18 protein-coding genes and 1 pseudogene are annotated in these 19,290 nt (G+C 68.7%); 14 read left to right on the forward strand and 5 right to left on the reverse strand.

Annotation, left to right across the window (positions count from 1 at the left end):
* From ACWPN8_RS12700 to ACWPN8_RS12745, 10 genes and pseudogenes are all read left to right on the forward strand, one after another.
* Positions 1-540 (forward strand): chemotaxis protein CheW, encoded by a 540-nt coding sequence (locus ACWPN8_RS12700; RefSeq protein WP_492240984.1) that lies wholly within the window; start codon positions 1-3, stop codon positions 538-540.
* A gap of 67 nt (positions 541-607) precedes the next feature.
* Entirely contained in the window at positions 608-3,157 is a 2,550-nt protein-coding gene (locus ACWPN8_RS12705) for a methyl-accepting chemotaxis protein (protein ID WP_492240986.1), read from the forward strand.
* A 34-nt stretch (positions 3,158-3,191) separates the two neighbouring features.
* Positions 3,192-4,112 (forward strand): CheR family methyltransferase, encoded by a 921-nt coding sequence (locus ACWPN8_RS12710; RefSeq protein ID WP_109445629.1) that lies wholly within the window; start codon positions 3,192-3,194, stop codon positions 4,110-4,112.
* A gap of 3 nt (positions 4,113-4,115) precedes the next feature.
* The gene (locus ACWPN8_RS12715; RefSeq protein WP_109445627.1) at positions 4,116-4,778 is read left to right on the forward strand and encodes a chemotaxis protein; all 663 of its coding nucleotides are present in this window, start codon (positions 4,116-4,118) and stop codon (positions 4,776-4,778) included.
* Positions 4,779-4,781: 3 nt separating this feature from the next.
* Entirely contained in the window at positions 4,782-5,849 is a 1,068-nt protein-coding gene (locus tag ACWPN8_RS12720) for a protein-glutamate methylesterase/protein-glutamine glutaminase (protein WP_492240988.1), read from the forward strand.
* A gap of 504 nt (positions 5,850-6,353) precedes the next feature.
* A pseudogene (locus ACWPN8_RS12725) lies at positions 6,354-7,034 on the forward strand (methyl-accepting chemotaxis protein); the annotation flags it as partial.
* A 51-nt stretch (positions 7,035-7,085) separates the two neighbouring features.
* Positions 7,086-7,391 (forward strand): STAS domain-containing protein, encoded by a 306-nt coding sequence (locus tag ACWPN8_RS12730; protein WP_109048956.1) that lies wholly within the window; start codon positions 7,086-7,088, stop codon positions 7,389-7,391.
* 5 nt (positions 7,392-7,396) lie between these two features.
* Positions 7,397-8,191, forward strand: coding sequence for an ATP-binding protein (locus ACWPN8_RS12735; RefSeq protein ID WP_492240990.1), 795 nt, complete (start codon positions 7,397-7,399; stop codon positions 8,189-8,191).
* A gap of 65 nt (positions 8,192-8,256) precedes the next feature.
* A complete protein-coding gene (locus ACWPN8_RS12740; protein ID WP_492240991.1) occupies positions 8,257-9,450 on the forward strand; it encodes a response regulator in 1,194 nt (397 codons plus the stop codon).
* Entirely contained in the window at positions 9,447-10,664 is a 1,218-nt protein-coding gene (locus tag ACWPN8_RS12745; RefSeq protein ID WP_109445621.1) for a PP2C family protein-serine/threonine phosphatase, read from the forward strand. Before ACWPN8_RS12740 ends, ACWPN8_RS12745 begins: the two co-directional genes overlap by 4 nt.
* Before the next feature lie 102 nt (positions 10,665-10,766).
* Here the strand turns inward: ACWPN8_RS12745 and rpsD are convergent, their stop codons facing one another.
* Complete coding sequence (gene rpsD, locus ACWPN8_RS12750; protein ID WP_109445619.1) at positions 10,767-11,381, reverse strand: 30S ribosomal protein S4; 615 nt, start codon at positions 11,379-11,381, stop codon at positions 10,767-10,769.
* Between the two features lie 255 nt (positions 11,382-11,636).
* On the opposite strand from rpsD, the gene ACWPN8_RS12755 reads away from it, so the two are divergent.
* The 4 genes from ACWPN8_RS12755 to ACWPN8_RS12770 all read left to right on the forward strand — a co-directional run bounded on the left by ACWPN8_RS12755 (position 11,637) and on the right by ACWPN8_RS12770 (position 14,960).
* Positions 11,637-12,797, forward strand: a complete 1,161-nt coding sequence (locus ACWPN8_RS12755) for an NAD(P)/FAD-dependent oxidoreductase (RefSeq protein WP_492240993.1) — start codon at positions 11,637-11,639, stop codon at positions 12,795-12,797.
* A 125-nt stretch (positions 12,798-12,922) separates the two neighbouring features.
* On the forward strand, positions 12,923-13,399 hold the full coding sequence (locus ACWPN8_RS12760) for an Hsp20 family protein (protein WP_098739184.1): 477 nt from the start codon (positions 12,923-12,925) through the stop codon (positions 13,397-13,399).
* 91 nt (positions 13,400-13,490) lie between these two features.
* Complete coding sequence (locus ACWPN8_RS12765; RefSeq protein ID WP_109445615.1) at positions 13,491-13,712, forward strand: DUF1150 family protein; 222 nt, start codon at positions 13,491-13,493, stop codon at positions 13,710-13,712.
* A 171-nt stretch (positions 13,713-13,883) separates the two neighbouring features.
* Positions 13,884-14,960 (forward strand): hypothetical protein, encoded by a 1,077-nt coding sequence (locus tag ACWPN8_RS12770; protein ID WP_492240995.1) that lies wholly within the window; start codon positions 13,884-13,886, stop codon positions 14,958-14,960.
* 19 nt (positions 14,961-14,979) lie between these two features.
* Here the strand turns inward: ACWPN8_RS12770 and ACWPN8_RS12775 are convergent, their stop codons facing one another.
* From ACWPN8_RS12775 to ACWPN8_RS12790, 4 genes are all read right to left on the reverse strand, one after another.
* Complete coding sequence (locus ACWPN8_RS12775) at positions 14,980-15,180, reverse strand: hypothetical protein (protein ID WP_247879685.1); 201 nt, start codon at positions 15,178-15,180, stop codon at positions 14,980-14,982.
* Positions 15,181-15,328: 148 nt separating this feature from the next.
* The gene (locus tag ACWPN8_RS12780; protein WP_492240997.1) at positions 15,329-17,353 is read right to left on the reverse strand and encodes a methyl-accepting chemotaxis protein; all 2,025 of its coding nucleotides are present in this window, start codon (positions 17,351-17,353) and stop codon (positions 15,329-15,331) included.
* A gap of 176 nt (positions 17,354-17,529) precedes the next feature.
* Complete coding sequence (locus ACWPN8_RS12785) at positions 17,530-17,733, reverse strand: hypothetical protein (RefSeq protein ID WP_492240998.1); 204 nt, start codon at positions 17,731-17,733, stop codon at positions 17,530-17,532.
* A gap of 82 nt (positions 17,734-17,815) precedes the next feature.
* Complete coding sequence (locus ACWPN8_RS12790) at positions 17,816-19,276, reverse strand: DNA recombination protein RmuC (RefSeq protein WP_492241000.1); 1,461 nt, start codon at positions 19,274-19,276, stop codon at positions 17,816-17,818.
* Positions 19,277-19,290: the final 14 nt, after the last annotated feature.

A 19,290-nucleotide genomic window follows, 5' to 3' on the forward strand; every position in this document is an offset into this window, starting at 1 on the left:
ATGAGCAGTTCCACCGCAATCGCCCCCATCAGCTCCCGCACCGATCTCCAGCCGTCCGGCGCCGCGAACGGCAGCGAGGAGCAATACGTCACCTTCACCGTCGGCAGCGAGGAGTACGGCGTCAACATCCTGGCAGTTAGGGAAATCCGCGGCTGGACGCCGGAAAGCAGACTGCCCAATCTCCCCGACTATGTCCGCGGCGTGATCAACCTGCGCGGCATCATCATCCCGATCTTCGACCTGCGGGCCCGCTTCGGCGGCGGCCTGACCCAGGTGACGAAGCGCCATGTCGTGGTGGTGATGCAGGTGGGGGAGCGAACGCGCGGCATCCTGGTCGACGCCATTTCCGACATCCTCGCCATCGGCCATGACGCCATCAAGCCGCCGCCCGATGTCGACAGCGGTCTTATCGACGCCGAGTATCTCAGCGGCCTCTACACCGCCGAGAACCGGATGGTGACCCTGCTCAATGTGGGGAAGCTGTTCGCCGGCGAGCATGTCGACCAGGACGCCACCCGCGCAGCGCTGGAGCCGACCTGATACCGGTTGGCGATCCCCCGGCTGCGCAGGCCGCAACGAGAAGCCATAAAAAGAGGGAACGTCAGCGATGGCCACCGACGGCACGACTGCCAAATCCGGCACCTTCCTCAGCAACATGCGCATCGCCAAGCGGCTGTGGCTGGTCTTCGGCCTGCTGCTGGTTCTGATCGCCGCGCAGTCCGGCACCGGCATCTATGGGCTGGATGGGTTGAACCGGCGCATCGACAGCGTCATCGCGTCGGGCGACCTCGCCGTCTTCGCCAAGGATCTGGAAAGCCGCCTGGGTGCACAACGGCTGCAAACCCGGGAATACATCAATATCGGCACTACCGAGGCGCTGGACCGGCTGCGCGTCCTGCGCGGGGAGTTCGAATCGGCGATGGCGGACCGGCAGGCCATGATGAAGGCCTCCCCCCAGGCCGCCGCTTTCGCCGACCTCAACAGCCTGCACGGCGCCTACCACGAGAAATTCGATGCGGTGCGGACCGTGCGCGAGCGCGCCGACCGGACACTGCGCGAGCGCATGGACCCGCTGGGCACCCAGGTGACCAAACGGCTGGAAGAGGCGGTGGCCGCGGCCGACGCCTCCGGCGACAAGGACGTCGCTTTCGGCATGCAGGAGGTGGAGAAGCGCTGGTTGCTGACCCGCTTCTACGCCAACCGCGCCATCGGCCTGCGCGATCCGGCCGCCGCCGCCCAGCTGGAGGCGGAAGGCAAGGCGATGGGCGACGGGATCGCCCGTCTGTCCGCCCTGCTGCAAAACAACGCCGCCCTGTCCGTGGCCCTGCGCGATGTCGAGACCCGCGGCGCCGAATACCGCAGCGCCTTCCGCGAGATCGTCGCCGCCAATGACGAGGCCAAGCGCCGCACCGACGATCTCGTCGCTGCCGCATCCGCGGTCAACCGTGCCATCGACGGCATCGTCGCCTCCATCGCAGCCGGCTCCAGGGCCATCGAGCAGGAGGCCGGCAGCGAGGCTGCCTTCACCATCCGCCTGACGGTCGGGCTGGGCCTGCTGTCGCTGGTGATCGGCATCGTCGCAGCCAACCGCATCGCCGCCTCCATCGTCGGACCGGTCACCGGCATCCGCCGGGTGATGACCGAACTCACAGAAGGCAAGCTGTCGGTCAGCGTCCCCCACACCGGCCAGCAGGACGAGCTGGGCGACATGGCCCGCGCCGTCGACGCCTTCAAGGACGAGGCGGTGGAGGCCCTGCGCTCCCGCATCGCGCTGGAACGGGTGTCGGCCAACATCATGATGGCCGATGCCGACGGCCGCATCCTCTACGCCAACGACTCGATCATGGGCATGTTCCGCCACGCCGAGGCGGACCTGCGCACCGCGCTGCCCGGCTTCGACCCGGGCAGGCTGGTCGGACAGAATTTCGACGTCTTCCACCGTGACCCGACCCACCAGCGCCGGCTGCTGGCCGATCTGACCCACACCCACCGCGGCTTGGCAAAGACCGGCGGCCGCACCTTCCAGGTCATCGCCAACCCGGTGGTCAGCCGCCAGGGCGAGCGGCTCGGCACCGTCGTCGAATGGCGCGACCTGACCGAGGAACTGGCGATCGAGGCGGAGATCGGCGCCATGGTGGAGAATGCCGTGCGCGGCGACTTCACCCACCGCATCCCGCTGGACGGCAAGAGCGGCTTCTTCCGGCTGGTCAGCGAAGGCATCAACCGCCTGTCCGGAAACATCGCCGCCGTCACCGAGGATCTCGCCACGGTGCTGGAATCGCTGTCGCGCGGCGATCTGACCAGCCGCATCGACAAGCAGTATGAGGGCGTGTTCCAGCGGCTGAAGGACGATTTCAACGGCACGGTCGGCCGCCTGTCCGAGATCGTGCAGCGCATCGACCATGCCGCCGGCTCCATCGCCATCGCCAGCCGCGAGGTGGCCGAAGGCAGCATGGACCTGTCGGAGCGGACCGAGCAGCAGGCCTCCTCGCTGGAGGAGACCGCGGCCAGCATGGAACAGCTCGCCGCCACCGTGCGCTCCAACGCCGACAACGCCCAGCAGGTCAACGGCTTCGCCACCGAGGCGCGCACAGCGGCCTCGCGCGGCGGGCAGGTGGCGACCAGTGCGGTGGAGGCGATGCGCCGGATCGAACAGTCGTCGCAGAAGATCTCCGACATCATCGGCGTGATCGACGAGATCGCCTTCCAGACCAACCTGCTGGCGCTGAACGCGGCGGTGGAGGCGGCGCGGGCCGGTGACGCCGGGCGCGGCTTCGCCGTGGTGGCGCAGGAGGTGCGGCAACTCGCCCAGCGCTCCGCCCAGGCCTCGAAGGAGATCAAGGCGCTGATCATGGACAGCGGCGGGCAGGTGCGCGAGGGCGTCGACCTCGTGCGGTCGGCCGGCAGCTCCCTGACCGAGATCGTGTCGGGCATCGGCCGCGTCGCCGATCTGGTGTCGGAGATCGCGCGGGCGACCGCCGAGCAGGCATCGGGCCTCGACGAGGTCAACATCGCCATCGCCCAGATGGACGAGATGACCCAGAAGAATGCCGCCCTGGTGGAGGAAAGCACCGCCGCCGCCCGTTCCCTGGAGGATCAGGCCGACCAGCTGCGCCAGCAGATGACCTTCTTCACCCTCGCTCGCAAATCAGCCTGAGCCGAGATCTCTCGATGATGCCCCCGGTGCCGCGATGACCGACCGCTCGCCCGCCTCACTGACCGAACCCGAAACGCTGCGGCGCCCCCCGGCCGCCCCGGCGGCGGTTTTCGGTGGCGCGCGCGAATTCCATTTCGAGCGGCACCATTTCGACCTGATCGCCGGCCTGCTCTATCAGCTGGCCGGCATCGCGCTGGCGCCGCACAAGGCGGAGATGGTCTATGCCCGGCTGGCGCGCCGCCTGCGCGAGCTGCGGCTGCCCGATTTCGACGCCTATTGCGCCCTGCTGCAAAGCGACGGCGTGGCCGACGAGATCGGCTTCCTGGTCAATGCGCTGACCACCAACCTGACCAGCTTCTACCGCGAATCGCATCATTTCGACTTTCTCGCCTCCACCGTCCTGCCGGAACTGCGGGAGTTGAACGCCCACAAGCCGAAGCCGCGGTTGAGGCTGTGGTCGGCCGGCTGCTCCTCCGGGCCGGAGCCCTACACCATGGCGATGGTACTGGTTTCCGCCATGGGGGCGGATCTGCGCCGCTGGGATGCCCGCATCCTCGCCACCGACATCGACACCCACATGGTGGAGACCGCCCGGCGCGGCATCTACCCGCTGTCGGGCGCCACCGGCATTCCGCCGGGGATCCGCCAGCGCTTCACCACCGACACCCGGCTGGACGGCGAGCCTGCTGTGGCGATGGGCGAGGAGCTGAAGCGCCTCGTGACCGTCAAGCCGCTGAACCTGCTGGAACATTGGCCGATGTCCGGCCCGTTCGACGCGATCTTTTGCCGCAATGTCCTGATTTATTTCGACCGCCGTGGCCGGATGCAGGTGATAGAAAACTTCGCCCGGATGCTCCGCCCCGGCGGGTATCTGTTCCTCGGCCACTCAGAGAGCCTGTATGGCGTGTCGAACCTGTTCCGGCAGGCCGGTCCGACCATCTACCGGAGGGAGTGAGCGATGAACGCCGAACCCCTCCCCCGGCAGGAGCCAGCCAGCCCGACGCTCCGCAACCGCATGGGCAGCGGGCGCTACTTCAACCGGGAATTCAACGCCGACACCGTCAAGATCGGGCTGGGCCAGCAGGCGGTCAGCGACCGTCCCGACCTGATGATCGCGACGACGCTGGGTTCCTGCGTGGCGGCCTGCATCCATGACCCGGTGCGCGGCATCGGCGGCATGAACCACTTCATGCTGCCCGACCTGCCGGCGAGCGAGCTTGACGGGGCCGGCATGGCCGCGCGCTATGGATCGGTCGCCATGGAGCGGCTGATCAACGCGCTGCTGGCCGCCGGTGCCGAACGCCAGCGCCTGCAGGTCAAGCTGTTCGGCGGCGGCCGCGTCATCGAATCGAGCTACGACATCGGCGGGCTGAACAGCCGCTTCGCGCTGGATTATGTGCAAACGGAGGGGCTGACGCTGGCGGGCCACGATCTGGGCGGAGGCTCCGCCCGGCGGGTGCATTACTTCCCGCACAGCGGACGTGCGCTGCGCCGCCTGCTGCGGCCGGAGGCGGCGGCCGACACCGTCACCCGCGAACGGCGTTTCATCACGCACCTGAGCCAGACCCCCGAGGAGGGCGACGTCGAACTGTTCACCCCCGCCGATCCGGAAGGGAGCTGACCCATGCCCAGACCGATCCGCGTCGTCATCGTCGACGACAGCGCCCTGATGCGCGAGATGCTGAAGGACATCCTGACCCGGGAGGCGGGAATGGAGGTGGCCGGCGTCGCCCGCGACCCCTTCGAAGCGCGCGAGGTCATCAAGGCCACCAACCCCGACGTCATCACGCTGGACGTCGAGATGCCGAAGATGGACGGGCTGTCCTTCCTGGAGAAGATCATGACCCTGCGGCCGACGCCGGTCATCATGGTCTCCTCCCTGACTCGCGAGGGGTCGGACGCCGCCATCCGCGCACTCGAACTGGGGGCGGTGGACTGCGTCGCCAAGCCCGGCAGCTCCGACGGGCAGGGCTTCGAGGCGACGGCGATGGAGCTGGTCTCCAAGATCCGCGTCGCCGCCACCGCGCGCCTGACCATGCGCCGCCCGGCTGCCACCCATGGCGTCCTGCCGACGCCGCGGCGCGCCGGCTCGGGCAAGCGGCTGATCGCGGTCGGCGCCTCGACCGGCGGGGTGGAGCGCATCCGCGACGTGCTGGCCGCCATGCCGGCCGACTGCCCGCCCATCGTCATCACCCAGCACATGGGCCCCAGCTATGTGCCCAGCTTCGCGGCACGGCTCGACCGGCTGTCCGCCCCCACCGTGCGGGTCGCCGTCCATGGCGACCGGCCGGCCCAGGGGCTGGTGCTGATCGCCCCCGGCGACCGCCATCTCGCCATCGTCCGCGACACCGCCGGCTTCATCTGCCACATCCAGGACACCCCCGCGGTCAGCGGCCACCGCCCGTCGGTCGACGTGCTGTTCGCCTCCGTCGCCAAGGCGGCCGGCAACAACGCCGTCGGCGTCATCCTGTCCGGCATGGGCCGCGACGGCGCCATCGGCATGAAGGCGATGCATGAGGCCGGCGCCTTCACCATCGGCGAGCAGGAATCGAGCTGCGTCGTCTATGGAATGCCACGCGCCGCCAAGGAGGCCGGCGCGGTCACGGTCGAACTGCCGCTCACCCAAATCCCCGCCGAAATGCTGCGCGCCTTCGACGCCGTCGGCGAACGCCCCCGCACCGCCCCGACCTGATCGGGAATCCGGGTAGAGTTTCCAAGGAGCACCAGTATGTTCAAGTCCGCTGCCCACGACGCCGTCCAGACCGGCTCCCGGAATGCCGCGCCCCGGGACGTCTCCGCGACGCCGGACGGCGACGCCAAGGTCGCGGTCACCGCGGAGCTTCTGTCCACCTGGCTCGGCTTCGCCGATGTGCAGCGCCGCACGCTCGACATCGTGCAGGGCGAGCTGACGCGCACCTCGGACCATGTGGAGACCTCCACCCTCGACCTGTCGGAGCGCTTCCGCGAACTGGCCCGGAAGGCGCTGGAGCAGTCGGAACGGGTGGCCCAGATCGTCGACACGGCAGGGTCGGTCGACATCGACGGCGAGCGGGTGCCGCTCGACAGGCTGGTCGTCGGCATGCAGGACGTGATCACCGACATGGTGACCAACATCGTCACCCTGTCGCGCCATGCCATGAGCATGGTCTATCTGCTGGACGACGTGCAGAAGGACGTGGCCGAGCTGGAGAAGTCGATCGGCGACATCGATGGCATCAACCGCCAGACCAACTTCCTGGCGCTGAACGCGACCATCGAGGCCAGCCGCGCCGGCGAGGCCGGGCGGACCTTCGCCGTGGTGGCGCAGGAGGTGCGGCACCTCTCCCGCTCCACCGGCGAACTGGCCGACCGCATGCGCGGCACCGTCACCGCCGTGGTGAAGGGCGTGCGCAACGGCCACGACATCCTGCGCCAGATCGCCAACACCGACATGTCGCCGCAGATGCTGGCCAAGGAACGCGTCGACAAGACGATGGACAGCCTGGTGGCGCAGACCAACCATTTCCAGTCGGTGCTGGAAACGGCGGCGTCGGTGTCGTCCGATATGTCGTCCACCATCGCGCACGTCATCACCGGCATGCAGTTCCAGGACCTGACCAAGCAGCGGATCGAGGCGATCAACGACAGCCTCGCCATCATGAGCGCCGGGCTGGGAGAGCTGGAAACCCGGATCCGCGCCCAGGTGCCGCCCGCCATCGGCGCGCGCGAACCGCAGGAATGGCTGAACCAGCTGATGAGCCGCTTCACGCTGAGCGAGATGCGCGAGCGCTTCGTGCGCAGGCTGCTGCTGGAAGGCACGGCCCTCGACGAAAACGGCGTGCTTGACCTCGATGCCGCAGGGGGAAGCAGCGCCGGCGGTGATATTGAACTCTTCTAGTGCGGTGCCCCCCGCCTGTACACTGAACCATATTTGCGGAAAGACGGGCCTATGGACTACGGCATCGAAGTGCGCGATCAGGAGGCGGTCATCCGCCTGCGCGGTCGCCTGACCTTCAACGACCACGCGAAGTTGCGGGCACTGATCGGTGAAATGGGACAGAACAAGCTCAAGCGCCAGGTGCTCGACCTGTCGTCGCTCGAATTCGTCGATTCCGCCGGCATCGGCATGCTTCTGATCGCGCGGGAGGAGATGGACCGCGCCGCCAAGCAGTTCATCCTGCGCGGCGCCGCCGGTCAGGTCAAACGGGTGCTGACCGTGGCGCAGATCGCCAAGATCGTTCCGATCGAGGACTGATCCCGGTGATCGACGGGACAACCCAGGGCACGACACAGGAGGCGGACCAGACCGCCGGCTGCCGCACCCGCTTCGCCGGTCTTCTGGCGCCGGGGTTGGCGGCCGACCGGCTGACCCGGCTGGCGCTGGCGCTGCGGCTGTCCCCGGTGCAGGCGCCCGCCGGACCGGCGCCGCTGGCGGTCCTGCTGGCCGGAGACGGGAGCGCCGTCCCCGAGTCCGACGCGCTCTGGCTCCCGCCGGTCGCCGCCTGGATCGAGCCGCCAACCGATACCGGGGCTTCCGATACCGCCGACCGATTGGCGCCATTCCTGGCGGAGGCGGCGACAAGCGATCTCTACCTGAACCTGACCACGGCCACCGCGCACGACCTCCAGCTTGGCGGCAGGCTGCTGGCCGCGCTGAGCGCCCGCCATCCGCTGGAGGGGGACCGCCGCGACGACGTCGAGCTTGCGTTGCACGAGGCGGTCAGCAACGCGCTGGTCCACGGCAACCTGGGTGTCGCCGGCATGAAGGAGCTGAGCGCCCAGGAGCTGGAACGTTTTTCCCGCGACCTGGGCGACCGTCTGGCCGATCCGGTGCTGGCGGGCCGCCGCATCGTCGTCACGCTCCGGATCGACCCGGCGGAGGATGGCCGGCGGGTGGCGACTGTGGAGATCGCCGATGAGGGCGCCGGCTTCACCCCGGGCCCGCGCGCCAGCTCGGGAGCGTCCGGCCGCGGCCTCGACCTGATCGGCACCATCGCCGACGGGCTGACGATCGAGGATGGCGGCCGCCGCATCCGCATGAGGTTCCGGCTGTGACCGCGGATGGCTGGCATAATCCCGGCTGTGGAGCGATCCCGCAATCGGATGCCGGACGCTCCGATGTGCAGGGTTCCGGCGACCGGCTCTGCGAGTGCCGGATCCCCGACTGCACCGTCCTGGACTGCCCGATCCTGGTGGTGGACGACACCGCCTTCAACCGCACGCTGATCGGCGCCTTCCTGGCCGAGGCGGGCTTCCGGCAGGTTTCCTTCGCCGCCAGCGGGTTCGCGGCGCTGGCGATGATCGAGGCCGCCATCCCAGACCTGCTGATCCTGGACATCATGATGCCGGGAATGGATGGGTTCGAGGTCTGCCGCCGCCTGCGCGCCATGCCGGAGACGGCCGACCTGCCGATCCTGGTGCAGACCGCACTGTCGTCGGGTGAGGACCGCAACCGCGCCTTTGCCGCCGGCACCACCGATCTGGTGTCGAAGCCGCTGGAGCGCACGGAGCTGCTGGCCCGCGTGCGCATCCATCTGGAAGACCGGGTGCTGATCCGCCGCCTTCAGACCTATCGGGCGCGGGTGGAGGCCGAGCTGTCCATCGCCCGGTCGATGCAGGAGCATCTGCTGCCGACCCCGGCGCAGAGCGCCGCCGTGGCCGCCGCCGCGGGCTGCCGCCTGCGCGCGCACAGCGTGATCTCGCCCCATCTCGGCGGCGATCTCTGGGGGTTGCTGCCGCTGGGCGGGCGGCGCTTCGGCGCCTATCTGCTGAACGTCGCCGGCCGCGGAGTCTCGGCGGCGCTGAACGCCTTCCGGCTGCATGCCCTTCTCCAGGAGCTGGGTCCCGCCCATGGCGAGGACGCCGCCGTCCTGATGACCGCGCTGAACGACCGCGCCGCCGGGCTTCTGGCGCCGGGCGAGAAGGCCACCATGACCTATGGCGTGGTGGACGGCGAGGCCGGGCGCTTCATCCACGCCTCGGCGGACGGGGCGCCGCCGATGATCCTGAGCGGCGACGGCGGACCGTCGTTCGGTGCGGCCGCCGGCCTGCCGATCGGCATCGCGCCCGGCACCCGCTACCGCAGCGACGTGATGGAGTTGCCGCGGGGCAGCGTGCTGGCGCTCTACTCCGTCGCGGTTCTGGAGGCGTTGGACGCCGGCGGGACCGGGATCGGACTCGGCTGGATGATCGGCCGTGCCGTGGCGGAGGGTGAAGGCTTCGACGCCGTGGTCCGCTCGCTGGGCTCCGCCCTGGGCCGGGTCAGCGGCGACGACCACACGCTGCTGTGGATCGAACGGGAGGCGGCGGCATGAGCGATTCTCCGCCATCCGACCTGCTTCCGGCCGAGGCGGGCGATGTCGTCGACGGGCTGGCCGGCGCCCGCGTGCTGATCGTCGACGACAACCGGATCAACCGTCACCTTCTGCTGGCCCTGCTGGAGCGCGGCGGCATCACCCTGATCGAGCAGGCGGAGGATGGGCAGGACGCGCTGGTCCTGATGGAGCGCTTCAAGCCGGATCTCGTGCTGCTCGACCTGATGATGCCGCAGATGGACGGGTTCGAGATGTGCCGGCGCCTGCGTGCCGACCCGCGCTGGAAGTCGTTGCCGGTTCTGGTGCAGTCCAGCCTGAGCCGGGCGGAGGACCGAGCCCGTGCCTTCGCCGCCGGCGCAACCGACTATGTCACCAAGCCGATCAATGCGGTGGAGCTGATGGCCCGCGTGCGCATCCAGCTGCGCAAGCGGGCCATGCTGCGCGATCTGGAGCAGTATCACAGCCGCACGGAAAACGAACTGGAACTGGCCCGCGCCATGCAGGCCCGGATGCTGCCCGGTCCAGACCGGCTGGCCGAGTTGGAGGAGGCGACCGGCATCGCCGTCCAGGCGCATTTCGCACCCTCCTCCGAACTGGGGGGCGATTTCTGGGGAATCGAGCGGCGGCCCGACGGTCGGGTCGCTGTCTATCTGGTCGATTTCTCCGGCCATGGGGTCGGCGCCGCGTTGAACACATTCCGGCTGGACGCCATCTGCCGCCAGATCGGCAGCACCGACCTGACCCCGGCGGCGTTCCTGGAGACGGTGAACCGCCGGCTGTGCGGGCTGCTGCCCAGCGGCCAGTTCGCCACCATGCTGACCGGGCTGATCGATCCGGTGGCCGGGGAGTTCCACTATGCGTCCGCCGGATCGACGGCACCGATGGTCTGGCATCCCGGCGACGAGGCGCCGCGGTTGGGCGACGGCAGCGGGCTGCCGCTCGGCCTGCTGTCGACAGTCACCTACGACGCCCGCCGGCTGCCGATGCCGCCCGGTGCCCGCCTGCTGCTCTATTCCGATGCGGCCATCGAAATCCCGATCGAGGGCGTTGAGAGCCACGGGGTTCTTGACGAGTACGGCCTCGCCACCCTGCTTGCCCTGCGCCTGCATGAGCCCGACGACGCCGCCCTGCTGTCCGGCCTGCTCAACGACCTGACGGCGACCGGGCCCATCGACGACGACCTGACGGCAGTGCTGCTGACGCGCCGGCGCTGACTGCCGGGCTGCCGGCCCGACCACACCGGAACGCTGCGGCCCCAAAAGCAAAAAGGCCGCCCCCGAGGGAGCGGCCTTTCGCGTTCGGCAGGAGCCGACCGATCAGCGCGAGTAGAATTCGATGACCAGGTTCGGTTCCATCTGGACCGGGTACGGAACGTCGGCCAGCAGCGGGGCGCGGACGAAGCGGCCCTTCAGGGCGCTGCCGTCGACTTCCAGATAGTCGGGGATGTCACGCTCGCCGGAGGCCGAGGCTTCCAGGATCAGCGCCATCTGCTTGGACTTGGCGCGCACCTCGACGGTGTCGTTGTCCTTGATGCGGGCCGAAGAGACGTTCAGGCGGCGGCCGTTGACCAGGATGTGGCCATGGTTGACCAGCTGACGGGCGGCGAACGGGGTCGGCGCGAACTTCATGCGGTAGACCACGGCGTCCAGACGGCGCTCCAGCAGGCCGATCAGGTTCTCGCCGGTGTCGCCCTTGCGGCGGACGGCCTCGGCATAGATGCGGCGGAACTGCTTCTCGCCGATGTTGCCGTAGTAGCCCTTCAGCTTCTGCTTGGCCATCAGCTGCAGACCGTAGTCCGACGGCTTCTTGCGGCGCTGGCCGTGCTGGCCGGGGCCATACTCGCGCTTGTTCAGCGGGCTCTTGGCGCGGCCCCACAGGTTGACGCCAAGGCGGCGGTCGATCTTGTATTTGGACTCTTGACGCTTGCTCATAGCTCTCAGGCCTCGTTGGACACGAGTTGATGTTGTCCCGGTAGTTCCGGCCGCCCTGTTCAGGCGGCGGACGGGGCGTCAAAAATTGCGCGCGCCCGCTTTCCCAGGAGGTGAAGGCGCGCACAATACCCATTGGCGCGGCCGAGTCAAGCCTGACGCATATGCGGGCCCGACGGCATATCCGGAACCTCTTGCACGCCCCGCCCTTTTCCGCTCCCCTTCCCGGCGGCGCAAGCGGCAGGCGGGACTGAGGCGATGGAACGGGTGGAGTGCGTGGTCGTCGGGGCGGGCGTGGTCGGTCTGGCGGTGGCGCGGCGGCTGGCGCAGGCGGGGCGCGAGGTGATCGTGCTGGAGGCGGAAGAGGCCATCGGCACCGGCACCAGCTCGCGCAACTCCGAAGTCATCCATGCCGGCATCTATTATCCGACCGGCAGCCTGCGCGCCCGGCTGTGCGTGCCCGGCCGCGACGCGCTCTACGACTACTGCACCGCCCACGGGGTGGAGCATCGCCGCATCGGCAAGCTGATCGTCGCGACGGAGGAGGCGCAGCTTCCGAAGCTGGCGGCGATCCGCGCCCAGGCGGCGGCCAACGGCGTCACCGACCTGACGGAGATCGACGCCGCCACCGCGATGCGATGGGAGCCGAACCTGCGCACCGTCGGCGCCCTGCTGTCGCCCTCCACCGGCATCATCGACAGCCATGGGCTGATGCTGGCTTTGCTGGGCGACGCGGAGGACCTAGGGGCGATGCTGGCACTGCTGAGCCCGTTGGAGCGCTCCCACCGCACCGCGGCCGGATTCGAGCTGGAGGTCGGCGGGGCGGAGCCGATGCGCATCGCCTGCTCCACGCTGGTGAATGCCGCCGGGCTGGGTGCCTGGGCCGTCGCCCGCGGCCTGGAGGGGCTGGACGCCGCCCACGTGCCGCCGAGGGTGCTGGCCAAGGGCAATTACTATGCGCTGGCCGCCGGCCGTTCCCCCTTCTCGCGGCTGGTCTATCCGGTGCCGGTGGAGGGCGGGCTGGGGGTCCACCTGACGCTGGACCTTGGCGGACAGGCCCGCTTCGGTCCCGACGTGGAATGGCTGGGCGACGTCAATGGCGGCATCGATTATGCCGTCGACCCCGCCAGGGCCGACTCCTTCTACGGCGCGGTCCGCGCCTATTGGCCGGGGTTGCCGGACAATGCGCTGGTGCCGGCCTATTCCGGCGTGCGGCCGAAGCTGAGCGGCCCGGGACAGCCGCAGGCGGACTTCCTGATCCAGGGACCGGGCGCCCATGGGATGGCCGGGCTGGTCAACCTGTTCGGCATCGAATCGCCGGGCCTGACCTCCTGCCTTGCCATCGCCGACGCGGTGGCCATGGAGCTTGGCGAGGCGCCTGAGATTCTTAACCATTCCAGAGTCGCACAGGGTTCTTGACCGCAGCCGCGGCTCTCCCAATCTATAGGCATGGCGGCGCCGGTAGATGCTGGGCCGCCGAGCCGCCGGGCGCCGGAAACGGGCCCACCTTCCGCAACTCGCTCCCGTCGTGAGGAGGATGCGTCGTGACCACTCGCCTTTCGCTCTTCAACAGCCCGCTTCTGCTCGGCTTCGACCAGTTCGAGCGGACGCTCGACCGGATCGCCAAGAATTCGGCCGAAGGCTATCCCCCATACAACATCGAGCAGATCGGCGACGACGGCCTCCGCATCACGCTTGCCGTGGCCGGTTTCACCTCCGATGACCTGTCGGTCCAGATCGAAGACAACCAGCTCGTCATCCGCGGCCGCCAGACCGACGACAAGTCGCGCGTCTATCTGCACCGCGGCATCGCCGCGCGGCAGTTCCAGCGCAGCTTCGTGCTGGCCGAAGGGATCGAGGTGGTGGGCTGCTCGCTCGACAACGGGCTGCTCAACATCGACCTGACCCGCCCGATGCCGGAGCCGAAGGTCCGCACGATCAAGATCGAACAGCCGAAGAAGACCGCCGCCGGTGCGATGCCCCGCACCATCGACGTGTCCGCCGACGGCCGGGACGACTGATCCCCCTTCCCGCTGTCTTCCCTGATACCCTCGCCCCCGATACTCTGCACGCGCGGCCGCCCATGACGGGGAGCCGCGGGAGACCAAGACCATGATGAACGATACCCACAGCCAGCTGCGCCAGCTGTCGACCCAGGATTTCGCCAGCTTCGGCCTGGGCGACGTCGCCTATGTCCGCCCGGTGGAGGTGGACGGCGCCGCCGCCTTCGCCATCCACGCCGCCGACGGCACGCCGCTGAGCGTCGTCGCCGACCGCGAGCTGGCCTTCGCCGCCATCGTCCAGAACGACATGGAGCCGGTCAGCGTCCACTGACCGCCCGCCGCGGCGCGCCGGCAGGAGGACACCCGCGCCTCTCGGCCTGCCGCGGCCTGTTGTGCGGCAATCCGCCACATCTCGATCCTTGTCAGCCCTGACTCCTGTTGTAAGGTGCGCTCTGCGATAATCGCCGGCACGGGACGCGAGACGGCAGTGGGAGACGGTCGGTTGGACGGTGGGGCAAGCGATACGGCGGCGGACGCGAAGTCCACGCCCGATACTGAACAGCGCAAGACCTGGGACGACGAGGCCCGCGACTCCCTTCACATCCTGCCTTTGTCGGCGATCCCGCTGGAAACGCCTGGTCTTCAGCACGCGCGCCTGATCAAGAATGTCCGGCTTCAGACCGTGGTGGAGATGTTCCGCGACGCCCAGGCCGGCAGCGGCCAAGTATCTCCCCGCCACATCCCCTCCTATTTCGAATCCTACAAGGACGAGATCGAACGCGACCTGGTGAAGCTGGAGAAGATCGGCGCCGCCTCCAGCTTCGACGTCTATTCCTCGCGGATCGAGCTGCGGCGGTTGAACATCGACGTCAACAACGTCGAATCGCTGACCCTGTCCGACCGCAAGAAGGCCGAACTGACCAGCTACATGCGGGTCTTCACCCGCCCGCTGATGGAATATGTCTATGGCACGGAGGAGCTTCAGGTCGCCGACGTGACCGACATCATCCAGCTGTTCGCCAACCCCAACCGGGACGAGGCCCTGCGCAACCTGCGCATGATGGCCGACCGGCTGGACATCGGGCTGAACGACATCCCGAAATTCCTCGAGGAATATGGCGACATCTTCCTGTCGCTCGCCTATTTCCGCAAATGCCTGGACGAGATCGTGCCGGAGGTTCAGCGCTTCGTCAGCTGGATGGAGGAGATCCGCAGCTCCGCCGAGGTCAAGCGCGATTCCCGCCAGATGCGCATGCTCGACGAGATCGCCCGCGACCTGACCGACATCGCGACCTCCATCACCGGCCGGTTCGAAAGCTTCGACAACCGCTCCAAGGATTTCTGGAGCGACATCAACGCCGACACCTTCCGGTCGATCCGCGAGCTGATTGCCTCGCACCACGTCACCATTGGCGGTGTGCTGTGCGGTCTGGCGGTGAAGATGAACCTGTGGAAGCACCGCTTCGCCCGCGGCGGCGGCGGTCCCAACCGCCGCATGGAATTCGTGAAATCGGAGATCCTGCCCGGCCTGTCCCACATCAAGGCGCTGGAACAGTCAGCACGCACCGGGCACATGTAGGCCCCGTCAAGCCCCAACATCAGTCCATCGACAGCATCTTGCCCATGCCGTTGTCCAGCAGGATGGTGGCGAACAGCGTCAGGATCGGGACAAGGAACATCAGCCCGATGACGCAGCGCACCACCAGATCCTTGCGCCGGGCGGACCGGCAGAGCGGGCAGTCGTTGGGACCATGCCCGTAATCGGACCCGCAATAGGGACAGGCGGTGGTTTCGACCATGGCGCAGAGGCTTTCAGAACGGGCGGGCAGCCCAGGAACCGCCGCCATTCTGAACCCGGCAACCGCCGAACCGTCATGAAATCACTGTCATAATTAAGGTTATTCCCTGACCGCCGCAGGGCAGCCGCTAGCCGGCAGCCGCAACCGTTCAGGCGGCACGGTCGAGCGCAGCCAGCCCGGCGACGCTGCGGCCGAACTGCGCGGCAAAGCGGTCGCGCTCGGCGCCGGACAGGGTGAAAGTGACATGCAGCCGGCCGGCGCCGCCGCGATCCAGCCCCCGGACAACGGCAGCCACCGGCTCCAGCCCCGGCAAGGCGATGCGCAGCGCGCTCCCCTCCGCCAGACCGGACCATGCCTCCTGCGGCAGCCCGCTCAGCTGGGCGCCACCCTCCGACGCGTTGTCCACCGTCACCGGCAGTTCGCGCCCGCCCACCGACAGCCGGCCGGGACGGTTCAGCGGATAGCGCGGGGCGGACCGGCGGTTCACCTCCGGCGTCGCCGTGCGGATCGCTTCGATCAGCACGCGGCGGAGCTGGTCGATGCTGGCGGCGACATTCACGGACAGGCTGTTGACCTCGTTGGCACGCTCGCCGGTCGCAGTCGCCTCCTGCGAGACGGCGGCAATGCGGGTCGCCACCTCCTGCGCGGCGTTGGAGGTCTGGACGACATTGCGGGCGATCTCGCCGGTCGCCGCTTCCTGCTCCTCGATGGCGGCGGCGACGTTGGCCGACACGGTTTCGACGCCGCGCACCCGCTCGGCGATGGCGCGCACGGCGCGCACCGCCTCGGACGTTGTCGCCTGGATGGCGGCGATCTGGCTTTCGATCTCGTCCGTCGCCCGCGCGGTCTGGCCGGCCAGCTGCTTCACCTCGCTGGCGACGACGGCGAAGCCCTTGCCCGCCTCGCCGGCGCGCGCCGCTTCGATGGTGGCGTTCAGCGCCAGCAGGTTGGTCTGGCCGGCGACATCGTTGATCAGGTCCGTCACCTCGCCGATACGGGTCACCGCCTCGGCCAGACGCTGGATGGTCTCCTCGGCCCGGATCGAGGCGCCGACGGCGTCGCCGGTCATCGTGGTCGCGGTGCCGATCTGGGTCGCGATCTCGCGGATGGAGGCGCTCAACTGTTCCGATGCGGCGGCGACGGTCTGGGCGTTCGACAGCGCCTGGGTCGCGGCCGCGGCGACGGTCTGGCTGTTGTCGCTGACCGCGCGGGCCGATTCGGCCATGCGGGTGGCATTGCCGGCCATCTGGCTGGTCTGGCTGGCCACCACGTCAACGGCGTTCGATGCCTCGATCTCGACCGTTTCGGCCATGCGCAGCAGGGCTGCCTGCTTTTCGCGCTCCGACCGCTCGCGCTCCTCATCGCGCAGGCGGTGCAGGCGCCGGGCCTCCTCCGCATTCTCCTTGAAGACGCGCAGGGCCTGAGCCATCGCCCCGACCTCGTCACCGCGGTCGGCCCCGGGAATGGCGACGGTCAGGTCGCCCTGCGCCAAGGCCCGCATCGCCACGGTCAGCTCGCCCACCGGCCGCACCACCCGGCGCCGGATGCCGAACACGCCCAGCACCACGACCGCCAGCACCAGGGCCGAGACGCCCCACACCGCGGTCATGAACAGGTCCTCGCGTCCGGTGGCATAGACCTCCGTCTCGCTGTTGTAGCGGTTGGTGTCCTCGACGATGCGGTCGACGATGGCGCGGTGGGCGGCATAGGCCTCGGCGATCACCGCGTAGGAGGCACGCGCCGCCCCCTCGTCCTTGCGGGCCAGCGCCGGCAGGAACTTGGTCTCCACCTCGGTCCAGAAGCGCATCACCGGCGTGTGGGAGGTCCGGGTCAGTTGGGTGAGCAGCGACGGCTCGAAGCTCTCCTTGAGCCAGTACTCATGCCGCTCGTCATAATCCTTGCGCAGTTGCGCCAGCCGCCCTCGGCGCTGCCCGACCGACGCCGGGTCGTTCATCGCCAGCGTCGCCTCCAGATAGGCTTCGATCACATATTCCGGCGGCGGCAGGATGTCGGCGATGAGATCCTTGCCCAGCACGATGCGCTGGTAGATCGGGCCGCCCACCTTCAGCTCGCGGATCGCCAGCGCACCGGTGACGACCACCGCCAGGAAACCCAGCGTGACCACCACCCCGAACAGGTTGGTAAGCGCGGCAATCCGGAGGTTTCTCAGCATTATGCAACCCCTGCGCAGAAACGACGGCATGGGGTTGCTTCTCAAAATAACCCTAATATGACAAGCAAAAAACTTGCTCGATTATCGGGGAAAACAGCAATGATGTTTCGTTGTGCGCGTTGCCCGCAGATTGTGCAACGTCTGCGCAAAGACCATCCAAAGTGCCGGCGTAGATCTCAGGTCAAGACCAAAGTGCCGACCCAGCCAACCAGGGCCAGGATCACCAGCATCACCAGCAGCGCCACGATGACGGCGTTGGTGCGGCGAATCGACCGGCAGCGCGGGCACCCTTCCTCGGCGGCGGGATAGCGGTGGGCACAGCGGTCGCAGCGGACGGTCTGTTCGGTTGCCGTTTGGCCGGTTGCTGCATGGTCAGTCATCGGCGGATTCCATCGCATCTATAAACCTGTCAGGCCGCAGGGATAGCACGCCGACGGTTCTGCATCCATCGGTCGGAATGCCTCAATCGGCCGCGGTGGTCTCGACCGGTGGCACCGCGCGCAGTTCCGTCGCCTGCAGGCGGCGCGGGCTGTGGTCCAGCGGCTCGAGCAGGGGCATCTCCGCCGTCCCGTCCGGCGCGGCATGCAGGTCGCGGAACCGGCGCGCGCTGACCAGCACCCGCGATTCCAGCGTGCCGACCGCGCTGTTGTAGGAGCCGACGGCCTTGTCCAACTGCCCGCCCAACCGGTCCATATGGCCACCCAGGTCGGACAGCCGCTTGTACAGCTCGGCGCCGAGCGCGCTGATTTCGCGGGCGTTGTCGGCCAGCCGCTCCTGCCGCCAGCCATAGGCCACGGCGCGCAGCAAGGCGATCAGGGTGGTGGGCGTTGCCAGAATCACGCGATGGTCGATGCCGGCCTCGATCAGCGCCGGGTCCTGCTCCAGCGCCGCCGAGAAGAAGTTCTCGCCGGGCAGAAACAGCACGACGAATTCCGGGCTGTCGTCGAACTGGTCCCAATAGCCCTTGGTGCCGAGCTGCTTCATGTGGTCGCGCACATGGCGGGCATGGCGGACCATGCCATCGCGCCTGACCGTGTCGTCGACCGCCTGGATGCCGTCCAGATAGCCTTCCAGCGGGGTCTTGGCATCGACCACAAGGGTCTTGCCGCCGGGCAGCGTAACGATCAGGTCGGGGCGCAGCCGGCCGCTGTCGACCGATACCTGCTCGACGAAATCGCAGTGGTCGAGCATCCCCGCCATCTCGCAGACCCGGCGCAGCTGGATTTCACCCCAGCGCCCGCGCGCCGCCGGCGTGCGGAGAGCCCGGACCAGGTTGCCGGTTTCCGCCCTGAGCGCGCTCTGCGTCTCCACCAGCGACAGCACCTGTTGCTTCAACCCCTCATAGGCTCCCGCCCGCGTGCTTTCCAGGTCGCGGATCTGCCGGTCCATCGCCTCCAAACTCTGGCGCACCGGATCGACGATGGCGGCGATGGCCGTTTGCCGCTTGTCGAGGTCGCCCTTCGCCTGCTCCTGGAAGCCGGCCAGCGTCTCCCGCGCCAGATCGAGGAAGCTGCGGTTGTTCTGGTGCAGCGCCTCCGCCGACAGCGCCTTGAAGCTGTCGGCCAACGCCGCTTGCGCGCGCTCCAACAGCGCCATCTTCTCCGCCGCCGCGGTCCGTTCGGCCTCCAGCCGGGTGGACAGCTGGGCATGGCGTTCGCGGGCGCCGGCGACCTCGCCATGCAGGCGGGCGATCTGGTGGTCGCGCGCCTCGATCTCCTCGCGCAGGTCGCCCTCGGTCCGCTCGGCGAGGTCGAGGCGGGTGGCGAACTCGGCATGCAGGACGGCAGCGGCCGCCTCGGCCCGGCCGGCAGCGGCGCGCAGCACCGCCCAGGCGACGGCGGCGCCCAGCAGCAGACCGGCCGCCAGCCCGATGCCCAGCGACAGACCGTCCACCACCATCCCGTTGACCAGGAACTGCGTCACCCCAAATCCCCTCA

Source organism: Azospirillum sp. UENF 112521 (assembly GCF_058780665.1).

Bases quoted from the DNA above. Each gene is read 5' to 3' on its own strand.
- ACWPN8_RS12700 (WP_492240984.1), top strand. From the start codon at position 1: ATGAGCAGTTCCACCGCAATCGCCCCCATCAGCTCCCGCACCGATCTC.
- ACWPN8_RS12705 (WP_492240986.1), top strand. From the start codon at position 608: ATGGCCACCGACGGCACGACTGCCAAATCCGGCACCTTCCTCAGCAAC.
- ACWPN8_RS12710 (WP_109445629.1), top strand. From the start codon at position 3,192: ATGACCGACCGCTCGCCCGCCTCACTGACCGAACCCGAAACGCTGCGG.
- ACWPN8_RS12715 (WP_109445627.1), top strand. From the start codon at position 4,116: ATGAACGCCGAACCCCTCCCCCGGCAGGAGCCAGCCAGCCCGACGCTC.
- ACWPN8_RS12720 (WP_492240988.1), top strand. From the start codon at position 4,782: ATGCCCAGACCGATCCGCGTCGTCATCGTCGACGACAGCGCCCTGATG.
- ACWPN8_RS12730 (WP_109048956.1), top strand. From the start codon at position 7,086: ATGGACTACGGCATCGAAGTGCGCGATCAGGAGGCGGTCATCCGCCTG.
- ACWPN8_RS12745 (WP_109445621.1), top strand. From the start codon at position 9,447: ATGAGCGATTCTCCGCCATCCGACCTGCTTCCGGCCGAGGCGGGCGAT.
- rpsD (WP_109445619.1), bottom strand. From the start codon at position 11,381: ATGAGCAAGCGTCAAGAGTCCAAATACAAGATCGACCGCCGCCTTGGC.
- ACWPN8_RS12755 (WP_492240993.1), top strand. From the start codon at position 11,637: ATGGAACGGGTGGAGTGCGTGGTCGTCGGGGCGGGCGTGGTCGGTCTG.
- ACWPN8_RS12765 (WP_109445615.1), top strand. From the start codon at position 13,491: ATGATGAACGATACCCACAGCCAGCTGCGCCAGCTGTCGACCCAGGAT.
- ACWPN8_RS12775 (WP_247879685.1), bottom strand. From the start codon at position 15,180: ATGGTCGAAACCACCGCCTGTCCCTATTGCGGGTCCGATTACGGGCAT.
- ACWPN8_RS12780 (WP_492240997.1), bottom strand. From the start codon at position 17,353: ATGCTGAGAAACCTCCGGATTGCCGCGCTTACCAACCTGTTCGGGGTG.
- ACWPN8_RS12785 (WP_492240998.1), bottom strand. From the start codon at position 17,733: ATGACTGACCATGCAGCAACCGGCCAAACGGCAACCGAACAGACCGTC.